The organism is Apibacter sp. ESL0404 (genome assembly GCF_019469245.1).
Lineage (GTDB): Bacteria > Bacteroidota > Bacteroidia > Flavobacteriales > Weeksellaceae > Apibacter.
In genome coordinates, this window is sequence record NZ_CP048267.1 from 1522948 (window position 1) to 1536878 (window position 13931).

At 31.4% G+C, this 13931-nt stretch carries 10 protein-coding genes; 2 read left to right on the top strand and 8 right to left on the bottom strand.

All coding sequences use genetic code 11. The features are described 5' to 3' along the window. Positions 1 to 12: 12 nt before the first annotated feature. The 3 genes from GYM72_RS06425 to rpsA form a co-directional block, all read right to left on the bottom strand. Positions 13 to 519 carry a DNA-3-methyladenine glycosylase gene (locus tag GYM72_RS06425; protein ID WP_220263829.1) on the bottom strand — a complete coding sequence of 169 codons (507 nt, stop codon included), beginning with the start codon at positions 517 to 519 and terminating at the stop codon, positions 13 to 15. 302 nt (positions 520 to 821) lie between these two features. Continuing rightward, positions 822 to 1823 (bottom strand): 2-hydroxyacid dehydrogenase, encoded by a 1002-nt coding sequence (locus GYM72_RS06430; RefSeq protein WP_160542006.1) that lies wholly within the window; start codon positions 1821 to 1823, stop codon positions 822 to 824. A gap of 255 nt (positions 1824 to 2078) precedes the next feature. Then, the gene (rpsA, locus tag GYM72_RS06435) at positions 2079 to 3872 is read right to left on the bottom strand and encodes a 30S ribosomal protein S1 (protein WP_220263830.1); all 1794 of its coding nucleotides are present in this window, start codon (positions 3870 to 3872) and stop codon (positions 2079 to 2081) included. 615 nt (positions 3873 to 4487) lie between these two features. Between rpsA and GYM72_RS06440 the strand changes: the two genes are divergently transcribed. Both GYM72_RS06440 and GYM72_RS06445 read left to right on the top strand, forming a co-directional pair. Then, a complete protein-coding gene (locus GYM72_RS06440) occupies positions 4488 to 5210 on the top strand; it encodes a bifunctional 2-polyprenyl-6-hydroxyphenol methylase/3-demethylubiquinol 3-O-methyltransferase UbiG (protein ID WP_220263831.1) in 723 nt (240 codons plus the stop codon). Next, on the top strand, positions 5211 to 5927 hold the full coding sequence (locus GYM72_RS06445) for a ZIP family metal transporter (protein ID WP_220263832.1): 717 nt from the start codon (positions 5211 to 5213) through the stop codon (positions 5925 to 5927). Positions 5928 to 5997: 70 nt separating this feature from the next. On the opposite strand, the gene GYM72_RS06450 is transcribed toward GYM72_RS06445, so the two are convergent. The 5 genes from GYM72_RS06450 to GYM72_RS06470 form a co-directional block, all read right to left on the bottom strand. Continuing rightward, positions 5998 to 7275 carry an MFS transporter gene (locus tag GYM72_RS06450; RefSeq protein WP_166004261.1) on the bottom strand — a complete coding sequence of 426 codons (1278 nt, stop codon included), beginning with the start codon at positions 7273 to 7275 and terminating at the stop codon, positions 5998 to 6000. A gap of 31 nt (positions 7276 to 7306) precedes the next feature. Then, positions 7307 to 9562 (bottom strand): TonB-dependent receptor, encoded by a 2256-nt coding sequence (locus GYM72_RS06455; protein ID WP_220263833.1) that lies wholly within the window; start codon positions 9560 to 9562, stop codon positions 7307 to 7309. Between the two features lie 266 nt (positions 9563 to 9828). After that, positions 9829 to 10644, bottom strand: coding sequence for a histidine phosphatase family protein (locus tag GYM72_RS06460; protein ID WP_220263834.1), 816 nt, complete (start codon positions 10642 to 10644; stop codon positions 9829 to 9831). Between the two features lie 19 nt (positions 10645 to 10663). Further along, complete coding sequence (locus GYM72_RS06465; RefSeq protein WP_220263835.1) at positions 10664 to 11611, bottom strand: endonuclease/exonuclease/phosphatase family protein; 948 nt, start codon at positions 11609 to 11611, stop codon at positions 10664 to 10666. A 10-nt stretch (positions 11612 to 11621) separates the two neighbouring features. Further along, complete coding sequence (locus GYM72_RS06470) at positions 11622 to 13883, bottom strand: hypothetical protein (RefSeq protein WP_220263836.1); 2262 nt, start codon at positions 13881 to 13883, stop codon at positions 11622 to 11624. Between the last annotated feature and the right edge of the window lie 48 nt (positions 13884 to 13931).

Sequence of the window (13931 nt, forward strand, 5' to 3'; positions counted from 1 at the left end):
GTATTGTTAGTTTCAAGTTATTATAAATCTCCAAAGTTTATTCTTCCAAATTTCTCCTGCATAGTCTATTCCTACTCGTACGGTGGTAATAAAATTTGGTTTAATTTGAGAATCTTCAACCCAAATTTTTTTAGAAGAAGCTAAATCTTCTCCATAAAAATCTTTATTTAACTGTAATAATTTGCCAACTCGTCCCGGACCGGAACATTCCTCAACGCCTCTTATTAATACTGCTTGAGGTTGGTTCTTTTTACCCGTAACAAAGTTTAGCATCCAATATATTCCATATATCAGATAAACATATACTTTTCCTCCTTCATGGTACATAATCTCTGTTCTTTTGGTTCTACCTTTACTTGCATGACAGGCTAAATCTTCTTCTCCTCCGTATGCTTCTGTTTCCGTAATAGTATATTTTACTATTTCTCCGGAATCATAAGCTCTTACGATTTTTTTCCCTAATAATTCCTGCGCTACAAAAAATGCTTCTTTTTGAAAAAATTTAGTATCGATTCTCATTTTATCTTCACATCGGTAAAAATAAGTACTTTTTTTGAATTATAAGTTATTAAAATAAAATTTGATTAATAAAAATAACATTTTATTTTATTTATCTAAAATCACATGATGAAATCAAGTTTTTTTTATTTATATATCAAACATTTATCAAATTATTTATAATTTTAAAAAAAAAACTTAAAATATATTTTATTTTATAAAGAAATATAATATATATTGAATTTATTTTTTACTCTTTACGAAGTTGAAATTCGATTTTATTTTCTTTTAAGCTTTCAAAAATGAAAATAAAGTTTCGCTACTTATACTAATTCTGCCGCTTTATTTTCAATACTGTTGTTATTGCTTAACTGTCTTAAGTTATCTAATGTTACTAATGCTATTTGTGTTAATGCTTCTTCTGTGAAAAATGCCTGATGCGCCGTTACTAAAACGTTAGGGAACGAAAGTAATAATTGTATTTTGTCATCTTCAATGATGGTTTCAGATAAATCCCTAAAGAATAATTTATCTTCTTGTTCATAAACATCAATTCCTAATGCACCAATTTTTTTAGATTTTAATCCGTCAATAATATCTTGTGTATTAATTAAACCTCCTCTACTGGTATTAATTAAATACACGCCGTTTTTCATTAAGCTTATCGTATGTTTATTTATTATGTGATGCGTTTCAGGGGTTAAAGGGCAATGTAAAGAAATTATATCGGATTGTTTTAGTAACTCTTCTAAGGTAACGTATTGAAATCCTTCTTTTTTTAGTTCTTCATTGGGATAGACATCGTAAGCTAATACGTTTGTCCCTAAGGCTTTTATTGTTTTACAAAATACTTTACCAATATTACCTGTTCCTATAACACCCACCGTTTTTTTATAGATGTTGGTACCCAATAATCCATTAAGGGAAAAATTTTGCTCTCTTACTCTATTGTATGCCTTATGTGTTTTTCTGTTTAAGGTTAAAAGCATCGCCAAGGTATGCTCTGCTACTGCTTGAGGAGAATATGCAGGAACTCTACATACTTTTATTTCATATTTTTTAGCAGCTTCTAAATCTACATTGTTAAATCCTGCATTTCTTAATGCTATATATTTAATTCCTCTTTTTTTTAGTTTTTTAATTACCCCTTCGTTTAATTTATCATTTACAAAAACGCAAATGGCATCGGTTCCTTCTTCAATTATATTGACTGTATGTTCATCCAAATTGGGTTCAAAATATTCTAAATCAAAATTAAAATTTTTGTTACATTCATTAAAGAATTTTATATCATAGGGCTGTGTTGAAAAAAATGATACCTTCATATTTAAACTTTTATCATTAAACTTAATTTTATATAATTACAAATATTGTACAAAATTATATATAAATTTTTTCCGGTATAAAGTTTATTTTTTTAAAGATAAAATATAAACAGACGGTATAATAGGTAATAAATTTATATTCAATAAGTTAATCTAAATAACAAATTTACATATTGGTTATATTAAATAAAAAAAGAACCGTAAATATATACGGTTCTTTATGAATTATTTTAGGAAATGGTTTTATTATAAGGATTATTGTCCTTCTTCCATTTTTCTTTTTAATTCTTGTAATTCGTCTAAATCACCTAAAGTAGATTTTTCAACAGTTTGATTTTGTGATTTAACTTGTTTTTCTGTTTCTTCTCTATTTTCTTCTTCACGGAAAGTTCCTGTATGAGAAACTACAATTCTTTTGAATTCTTTATTAAATTCAATTACTTTGAATTCAGTTTCATCACCTTTTTTAATTTTGGAACCGTCTTCTTTTTCTAATAATCTAGATGGACAGAAACCTTCTACTTCAGCGTCTTCAAATTGAACAGTAGCTCCTTTGTCGAATAGCTGAACTACTTTACCTGTGTGTACAGTTCCTTCAGCATATTTAACTTCGTATTTTTCCCAAGGGTTTTCTGTTAATTGTTTGTGACCTAAGCTCAATCTTCTAGCATCTGTATCTAATTCTAATACTACTACATCTAGTACGTCACCAACTGAACAGAATTCGGAAGGATGTTTAATTTTCTTAGTCCAAGATAGATCTGAAATGTAAATTAACCCGTCTACTCCTGCTTCTAATTCAACAAATACTCCAAAATTGGTAAAGTTTCTTACTGTTCCTTTGTGTTTAGAACCAATTGGATATTTTGCTGTTATATCAGTCCATGGATCCGGAGTTAATTGTTTCATACCTAAAGACATTTTTCTTTCTTCTTTATCTAAGGTAAGAATAACACATTCTACTTCATCCCCGATTTTAACAAAATCTTGAGCTGATCTTAAATGAGTAGACCAAGACATTTCAGAAACATGTATTAATCCTTCTACTCCCGGTGCAACTTCTACAAAAGCTCCATAGTCTGCTAAAACAACTACTTTACCTTTGATTTTATCTCCAACTTGTAAGTTTGGATCTAATGCATCCCAAGGGTGTGGTTCTAATTGTTTCATTCCTAATTGGATTCTAGATTTTTGATCATCAAAATCAAGAATTACCACATTAACTTTTTGATCTAATTGAACTACTTCAGATGGATGATTTATTCTGCTCCAAGATAGGTCTGTAATGTGGATTAATCCGTCTACGCCTCCTAAATCAATAAATACTCCGTAAGAAGTTATATTTTTAACAACTCCTTCTAATACCTGACCTTTTTCAAGTTGTCCGATAATTTCTTTTTTCTGATCTTCAATATCTGCTTCGATCAATGCTTTATGAGAAACAACTACATTTTTAAATTCGTGGTTAATTTTAACAATTTTAAATTCCATAGTTTTTCCTACGTATTGATCGTAATCGCGGATAGGTTTTACATCAATTTGTGAACCCGGTAAGAAAGCTTCGATGCCAAATACATCTACAATCATTCCTCCTTTAGTTCTTGATTTTACATAACCTTCAACGATTTCGCCGGTCTCATGAAGCTCATTAACTCTATCCCATGCTTTAAGCATTCTTGCTTTTCTATGAGAAAGTTGTAATTGACCGGTTTTATCTTCTCTTTGAGCAACCATAACTTCGACCTCATCTCCAACTTTAAGATTTGGATTGTAACGGAACTCATTCAAAGAGATAACTCCTTCTGATTTAAAGTTTATATCAACGATTGATTCTTTGTCAGTAATACGAACAACTTTACCTTTGAAAACTTGATTTTCGTCAAGTTCTCTCAAAGAAGTATCATACATTTTTTCTAACTCAGACTTTTCTTTTCTATCCTCAGCATTTAATCCGGATTCAAAAGAATCCCAGTCAAATTGCTCAGGAGCAACATTTGCATTTTTAAGAGTTTCTTGCTCTTCTACTAAATTTTTAGTCTCTTCGGACATATTTTTATAAATATTGTATTCCTTTGCTTTTCAATGTAAGATAAAGGCGAAATTGATGCTCAGGAAGTGGTTATACTTGATGTTATTACGATTTTCTTACTTTCGCCAAATCGAGGCGCAAATATACTAAAAATATTTTAATTTAACTTAATTTTTATCTTCTTTTTTACTGATTTACTTTAAGTTAATCAATATTTATTAAAAATTACCTCCTTTTAGCTCATAGAAATATAAATTATTAAAAAATAGTTTATTATACCTTTATTTAATTTATTAACCAACTATATTTCAAAAGACTATTATATAAAAAACTAATTTCCTTTTCAAAAATCCTAAGTAAAAAAAACTAACCATTAAAATAAAATCAAATGATAACTCCAAATAAGTTTTTGTAAACTCATGAATTCGTGTATTCTGAACGCAAAGCCATATAAATTTATATTTCCAGTTCAATTATTAAATTATAATACAATTTATACTAGATATACTATAATGATCTTTTGGTTTTTAAAATTAAAATAAGTTAAAATAAGACTTATCTATTATAATAAAAAATCTTACTAATTCTAGGAATAATGTTATTAATAGGTAAAAAAATTGTATTAAATTTGAGGTATGGATTGGTTTGCAGAATGGTTTAATACTCCTTATTATCATATATTATATAAAAATCGTGATGATCAGGAAGCTCAAGAATTTATAACGAATTTATTAAAATATCTTGCCTTACGTAAGGAAAGTAAAATTTTAGATTTGGCTTGTGGTAAAGGTAGACATAGTATTTTTTTAAATAAATTGGGATACGATGTTATCGGCGTTGACCTTGCACCGGAAAGCATTGCTTATGCAAAGAGTTTTGAAAATGAACATCTTAAATTCTTTGTTGCAGATATGAGAAGAATTAATTTCCCAAACCATTTTAATGCCATTTTCAATTTATTTACCAGTTTTGGCTATTTTAGTGATGATGAAGATAATTTAAAAGTTTTTCAATCTGTTTTTGAACAATTGTTAAGTAAAGGAATATTTGTGATGGATTTTATGAATGTTTCCTTAGCAATGGATACACTAGTTAAACAAGAGGACAAAGAAGTAGACGGTATTTTATTTCATCTGCAGAGGAAAATTGAAGATGGTTTTATTATAAAAGATATTACATTTCAAGATAAAGGTAAAAATTTTCATTTTCAAGAAAGAGTAAGAACTTTTAAACTGAATTATTTTGAAAGTCTGGCCAAAAAAGTAGGATTTACTTTAAAAAATGTGTTCGGTGATTATCAACTCCTCCCATTTGATGAAAAAAATTCCCCCCGTCTAATTTTAATTTTTGAAAAATAAATGGATTATGTCGTATTGATTTCTGCTGTAATCATCGGAGCAGGAATAGCTTATTTTTTCCAAAATAATTCAAAATTTAATAAACAACTTTTAATGTTTAGTGCGGGATTGCTTTTAGCAATTACTGTATTAGACATGTTTCCTTCTTTGTATATAGATGGAGGGATAAATGCAGGAATATGGATTATTATCGGGGTTTCCATACAATTAATCTTAGAAGGATTATCTAAGGGAATCGAACACGGTCACTTACACAGCTCAGAACATCATACGGACAGCGTTATTCCGATTAGTGTAATGCTGGGTTTGTTTATTCATTCATTTTTAGAAGGAACTCCATTGGAAGTTAATCATTTACATAATCATGGTGCTCATGATCATTCCATGCATTCATCAAATATTTTATGGGCGCTAAGCATCCATAAAGTTTCGGAATCCATTGTTTTATCTACTTTTTTATTTTCTTTACCTATTAAAAGGATATATTCTTTCTCTATTCTCGTTTTGTTTGCCGTTTCAGCTCCTATTGGGGCTTTCTTTGGTTCATTCTTAGATCCTCATATTTATCCTAAATTGTTGGGTATCGTAGCCGGAATTTTTTTACATATTTCTTCTGTGATTATATTTGAAAGTAATGAGAAGCATTCCTTAAATTGGCAAAAATTACTTTTAGTATTTAGTGGAATGTTCGTAGGTTTTTTAATTTCTGTAGTTTAAAATATGCGGTTTTACCTATAAAAAATTCCCCTAAAATGTTAGGGGAATTGATCTTTATATAAAAATATGATTAGTTGACGGGTATATCTTTATTTACATTTTTACTTCCGATTAATGCATAATAAAGGATATAAGCAAATTCTATGATAATTAACCAATAACTGGATAAAAAGCCGAATAAATCAGCAAAATAATTTTGTATGAGGGGCAAAATTCCTCCTCCACATACCATCATCATAAAAATTCCGGATGCTGCTGATGTGTATTTTCCTAATCCTTCTACCGCTAAATTAAATATACCTCCCCACATTACGGAAGTACACAAACCACACAGTACAAAAAATACGATGGTAATAGGTAATTCTGCAAAACCTATAGATATATCCGATTTAAATACTGGCATACTTACCGTAGAAGAAATAGGACTAATAATTGCTAAAATTATGAATATTAACCCTAGAAGTGAGGTAAAGGCCAACATAGCCTTACTGGATATACGAGCCCCAAGTGATGCTCCTATTAATCGACCAATGAGCATTAAAAACCAATAGGTTCCTACCACCGTTCCAGCCACAGTTGTATCAATACCTAAACCTCCTTTGTCTGGTGCAGAAGTCATAAATAAATTGGCGGTATTGGGAATTCCTACTTCAATACCTACATATATAAATATGGCTACTACTCCTAAACAAAAATGTCTAAATGAAAATGCGCTATATTTTCCTTCAATTTTTTCTTTTTTATCTAAAAAAGGTTCCGGTATATTTACCAACAACAACACGATAAAGGCAAGGACAAAAATCCCCATAGCCAAGAAAAGAGCGGGATTCGCTTCTTTTATGGTTGCTCGAGATGCATTTCCGATTAAATATCCTACCAACACAGGTACAATAGTTGCTCCCATTGAATTTATTGAACCGCCTAATTGTAGCAAAATATTCCCTTTTTTACCTCCTCCTCCTAACGTATTTAACATAGGATTTACAACGGTATTTAACATACACATAGAGAAACCGGAAACAAAAGCTCCGATTAAATAGGCAACAAAACTTTCCATTCCTCCGGATAAGTATTGAATTCCAACGCCTAAAAATCCAACCACAATGGCTACTAAGGCTGTTTTTTTATATCCTATTTTTTGTAACAGCATACCCGCCGGAATACCCATAAATGCATAGGCTATAAAGTTTGCAGCATTACCTAGTTGAGACATAAAGTTGGATGCCCCAAATTGATTTTTGACAATTATTCCCATCGGATTTTGTAAGCCTGTTACAAATGAAATCATAAAAAACAGGGCAAACATCATTGCTATAGGTAATGCGTAATTTTTTTCTTTATTAGTCATATTTAGTATTATTTTTAATTATTATTATAGGTTAAAAAGAGTATTTAAGACCAAACTCAACTGTAAAAGGACGGATGTATGTTCCTGAAAGAATAGTTCCTTCCTTCTTTTTAGCTTCTTCGGAAGTTAAGATCAAATCAGAATCCCCCATATCTCCTTTAGCTCCCCTTTGATTGAATAAATTTATCACAGTTGAAGAGAAACTTAAGTTTTTGGTAATAGCATATTGTAAACCGGCAAAAGTTTCCCAACGACTTGCAAAATATATTGTATTCGGTCTATTGGCATATTGTTTACTAAAATATCTTGCACTCGCCCAAATCCTTAAATCTTTCCAAACATAACTCGGATCAATCTCTAATAAAACTTTAGAAATACCCGTTACATATTTGTCTGTGAAATCGTATTTAGCTGCTGCACCGTCTTTAAATTTAACTTCTCCGACAAAATTTTTATATTTTGGACTTTGTAAAGTGATCAAAAAGTGTAATTCAAAGTTTTTTATGGGTTTTGATATGATATCTGTAGTCCATCCTATGGTTTCAATATCATAATTAGTGGTTTCTCTTTTCACTTCTCCCGGATTATTAGGATTGGAAAAATTTACTGTTGAACGATATTCATTACGGGTGATATAGGTTGCCTTAGAAACTATACTTGCTAATGGATGATTGAAATATACTCCAAACCCTGCAGTTGGTATTTTAGATTTTTTGATTTTAGGATCAACTCCAATGTTATAATATTCTAGGTGTCCGGCTTGTTCATTGTAATTAACCTCACCTAGTAAACCAAATTTAGGGGTCATTTTATATACCGCATTTAACATGTAGGATTGATTAACCCAATCTTTATCAATATCAATTTTAGGTCCTGTTAATGTTTGCAATCCTAAATTTCTGTCCTGGTAATCTCCCCGTAATGCTTGATACTCAATACGTCCACCCAAATTTAATTCTAATTTATCGGCCAATAACCATTTATCTAATATATATAATGCTAATTTATTTTCATTTCCATTATGATATTCTAATCCTTGATTTAAATTAAAATCTCCATTGGCATTTGCCGTACCTCCTACTTGAATTAATTTTCTTGGATTCGGTGCCACCTCTTGAAAATACATAGCAGATTCTGTAGCATATTTATCCACTTTATAATGCCATTCGTTTAAACCAACTTTCAAATCGTGGTTTCCTATCTTTTTACCTAATTCAACAGTACCCGTTATAGATTTAACAGGAGTTTTTCTGGTTGCTAATATTAATACTCCTTGTGCGTTATTTCCCATATAAGCTTCTCCCGTATCAGCATATACATACTCTCCCGGTTTCGCTTCGGAAACTCCTGCCATAATAGGTATGTAAATTCCCACTTTGGATGAATGGTAACGAACCATGTAATTTAAATAAAATCCATTATCAAATTTGTTATTACCCAGTAGATCAACTGTATGAGATTCTGTTCCGAAATCGTCTAATATATCTTTTTCTACCAAGTTTCCGGTAAAAGCATCCATTAATGTTATTTTTCCGGATCTTTCATGATACGATTTCCGCCCAATTTTAAATCCCGATATTTCACTTACATCCCCATCTTTTCCATACATAAAAGGGCTGTAATTATACGTTAGATTTTTAACATTAACATATTTATATAATACTGAAACAGAGCCTTCTCCTCCTCTGTATTTATAGTCTTGAGTTAAGGCCATTTTATACATTTGAGTTTTATCGGCATAATATTTATCTATAATTGATGGTTTAAAAGTTCCCGGGTCAAAGCTCAGATAAGCACCGGCTGAATATTTAAGTCCCTTAGTATTTATAGGTCCGCTCACATTTGCACTTCCTCTCATTAATCCAAAATGATTGGATTCCAGGTTAATTATACCTTGAAGCTTATCTGTGCCTAGATTATCAAACGTATTTAAGGAAAAACCTACATCTCCAATATTGATAAAGGTTTGTCCTAAGTCAAACAAACCCGTACGATTAAGCGTAACATCGGATCTCCATGCTTTAGTAGGTAGTTCCGGCCAATAGTGGAATACTACCGGCAGACCATTCTCAAGAATAGTAGTACCTCCTACTGAAGCAGGTAAACCGATATTTACATCCCTGGGACCGGTACTATTTGCTGCATTTAACATGACATTCCTATCATTTTTCTGTTCTATGTCTACTTTTATCGTATCATTTTTCGTTTGATTTTGACTATATATTTCATTGGTACTAATCAGTAATAAAAGTACTGACAATGAATATATACTATTTTTATTTCTCATCTTTTATAAATTTTATTTCAGTGGTTACGTGCTCTGCTCTTTTTTATATACACAGAGTTTTATGTTCTTTGAAATTGATGAATTATAACAGTATCAAACACTAAAAATTTTTTAAGCCGACTTAATGATAGTTTTTCATGAAAACCATATATTACAAATAAATTAAAGTATTTATACTATTATGTAAATGCGTATAAAACATCTTATTCAATTATTTAGAATGCAGTAAATTTTAGTTGTTCTTTAACTTCTTACTTGATTTATTTTTAATTGCCTAATACCTTTTTTCCTTTTTCCACATAACTCATATCTCCAAAAGATTCAATCGTAAATTTTCCGTCTTTGTAGATTACCTTGGAAACTGCTGCATTTCCCATATGTGTACCTGTTATTTTTTTACCGCTACTGTCTAAATCTGAAAGAAAAACGCTAATTGCCATTCCATGAGCGACTAATAATATGTTTCCTCCTCCTGATAAAGCCTCTTTTTCTGCTATTTCACGAATGGCTTTCTGTCCTCTCGCTTTAACATCTTCATAATTTTCTCCTATTCCTAAGGTTTCTAACGTTTTAAATGTGTTCATGGCTTTCTTTAATATTTCAGGATTTTTTGCCATATCGGCAAAAAGTTCTTTTGATGATTTATAATGTAAGTAGAGAGCCGCATCCCCCCACATTTTCGAGTTTAAATCACCTTCGTAGCTACCAAAATTGGTTTCCCTTAGTTGAGGTACTTCTGTTATTGCTAATTTTTCTTGACCTTTAGTATCTAAGACTATACGAGCTGTTTGTCTGGCCCGTCCTAAGTCACTGGAATAAGCTGCTTTAAAATTTACATCTTTAATTCCTTCCCCTAGAAACTTAGCCACTTCCACTCCTTCGGGTGTTAAAGGGGTGTCTGCCCAACCTTGCACTCTATCCATGGTATTCAATATAGTCTTACCATGGCGAGTAACATATAAGATTACCGTCTTATCTTGTTTCGTTGATTTTTTATTTTGCCCATAAACTTTTGGGTTAATTGATACGGTCAATAGCATGAAAACTATCAACTTAACGTTTAGTAGTACAGAGTTTTTCATTTATTTACATTTTATTTATTTAATTATTAAAATACAACACCACCGGATAATGATCTGAATAGATATCCGTAAATTCATCTTTAATTACATCACATTTTACAAGATCTTTTTTCATATTTCCGCTTACATAGAGATAATCATATCTTACGGGAGATTTAGATTGATCATAAAATAATTTTGTTGGCGCGGTCGCTTCAAATTCAGGATGGAATAAACGAAGTGCATCTATAAATCCAAAATCAAGAATTTTTTGCTGGATAGTATAATCTAACTCATTGTCTTTGCCTAAATTCAAATTAAACGGTCTTTTCTTTGTGTCTTCCCGTATAAAATTTCTGAGTTTATTATCTTTATATGCACTTTTATCCAATGGAGAAACTGAATTTAAATCCCCCATAAACAACCATTTATCATTAGATGGTTTGGATTGGATGGTAGCTAAAATTTGATCCACTTCATAGCCTCTTTTCTCAGATGAAAATGGGTGAAAATGAGTAACTATAAAATGATATCCTTCAATTTCAGCTTCTATATATCCATGAATATTATTATCTAATACCCGATGAATATTTACAATCGGGTATTTTGAAGTTATAGCCACCGGAAAAGTTACAGAGCCATCGGTAGAAGGTTCTCTGACAATAACACAATAAGGGTGACCATAACTTTCAGCTAATTTTCTTAAATTTTTTGGATTCGCTCCTTCAGGGGCAAACTCATAAATTCCTGCAGTAAATCCATTCATTTCCTGTAAGGCTAAAATATCCGGATCTTGTTTACGAATCCATTCAGCAAATTTGGATTTATCTTTAGTTGAGTCCTGTTTCATTCCCCAGTATACATTATAGCTAATCAGCTTTATTATTTTCTTTTTGGTACTGCCTTGTGCATGAATATGGCTTAAAGGAATTAGAAGGAATAAAAAGAAAACCAACCTATATTTAAAATAAATCCAATACTTGCTCATTTTTTATTTTTTAAAATTTAAACTTAGTTTTAAATTCCAGAGTAAAAGGTCGAATGTAAGTTCCTGCTACCGGTTTATTATAATAAGGAGTAGGATCTATAGCTGTATTAGTTCCAGATATAGAGCCTTGTGCTCCACTTTGATTTAATAAGTTAACCGCACTTACTCCAAAACTCAGGTTACTGTTGTATTTAAAATCTATACCCGCAAACGTTTCCCATCTTCCTGCAAAAAACAATGAATTGGTATAATTAGCATATTCTTTACTGAAATATCTCGCACTTCCCCAAAATTTAAATTTCTTCCAATTATAGCTTGGATCTAATTCTATTATGGTTTTTGATACGCTTCTTGCTATATTCCCATCGTAATCATATTTTACATCATACGCTTCAAATTTGTAATTTTTGTATTCGGGATTTTGTAAGGTAAGTAACATATGAAATTGAAAATTTTTAAATGGTGAAACTAAAGCATCGGTTGTCCATCCTATGGTTTTAACATCATAGCTAATAGTTTTTTTCATGTAATCGGTTGGATCTTTTGGATTGGTAAAAGTGGAATTATTCGTAAAATTACTTCTCTGAATGTAAGTAACTTTAGATACTACTCTTACCAAAGCATGGTTAAAGTATACTCCGAAAGAAGCTCCTGGTATTTTTGACTTTTTAATTCCCGGATCATCTGCACCTGCATAACTACTTAATTTTCCACCTAATTCTCCATAGGTTGCTTCTCCTTGAAGTCCAAATGAAGGCATGATTTTCCACAGTGCATTGACTGTAAAAGTTTTATTAATCCAATCTTTTTTAACTTTTGTTTTATTTCCGGATACCCAATTTGTTCCGGCTAATTTTCTGTCTTCCCCTTTATACCATTCTCCGTTAATATTTTGCCATTCTAATCTCACACCTCCTCCCACTTGTATTTTATCGGAAGGCGTCCATTTTTCAGTACCATACACAGCCATTTTGTTTTCTCCACCGGTATAGTATTGCATAGCGCCGTTATGATTATATCCTCCGAATTCGTCTGAACCTTTTCTTGGCGTCCAAGTGCCGGTAAGTGGATCGTAATTTTCTTGAATTAACAGTGACGGATTTGGAGTCACTTCATGGTAATAGGAATAAGAAGCCGTATTATAATTGTTTATGTGGTAATACCATTCATTAAATCCGATATTCCAATTGTGTTTAGACGTTTTTTTGCTTAATTCCACGCGGCTCATATAAGTATTGAATGGAGCTCGGGGGGTGAAAAGCATTAAAACCGATTGTACTTTTCCATTATAAATGTTATCGGAACCTATATAACGGAAACGTGTCTTACCTTCAACCGGGTTACTTATTGATGAATAGTACGGATTAAAATATCCGGATTCAGCATATTGATATCTAAAAATGTAATCCAGCTTCATCCCATTTGTAAGGCTATTTTTTCCGATGATATCGAAAATATGATTTTCTCCTCCACTTCCTTTCATTATATCTCGAGTAGTATATTCTCCTGAAAGCGGATCTATATAATGCACCAATCCGGATTTTTCCAGATAGGAATCTCTGCCTAATTTGAATCCTTCTACTGCATCTACTTTTCCGTTGGAACGATAATAATAAGGATTTTGTTTAGTTGTTATCGCTTGTGAACTGATAAATTTATATTGTACTCCAATTTCTCCTTTTCCGTCATTGTATTTTTTATTTATAAATACTTTATAAATTTGAGTTTTATCTAAAAATTGCGAAAAGGCAGATGTAAATGTTCCGGGATCCATATTAGCATAAGCACTAACCGAATAATAAAATCCGTTTTTCATCGGTCCGCTTACATTAAAGCTTCCTCTTAATAATCCGTAAGAATTGGTGACAAATTCACCTTTACCTTGTAATTTATCTGTTCCTTTATTGGTATAAGTATTTACTGATACTCCCACATCCCCTACGCTTATAGCGGTCTTTGCAACATCTAATACGTCCATCTTTTCAAAACTGGAATCTGACCTCCATGCCCTCACGGGCATTTGTACGACGTAGTCCATCACAACCGGTAACCCATTTTCTAAAATAGTAGTTCCTCCCACACTTGCCGGTAAACCAATGTTTACATTTCTTGGCCCGTTATCGGCTGAGGCATTTAACATCACGGAAGTGTTCTGATCTTTTTTCAAATCTGTTTTAGTTTTTAAACTATCAGATTTATTCTCTTGTGCCTGTATCAAATTCATAGTAGAAACAATCATAATAGCACTAAGAGACTTAACTGCTCTTCTCATACTTAATTAATCTTTTTGTGGTTTTAGTTTAATTATGACTTTATATTT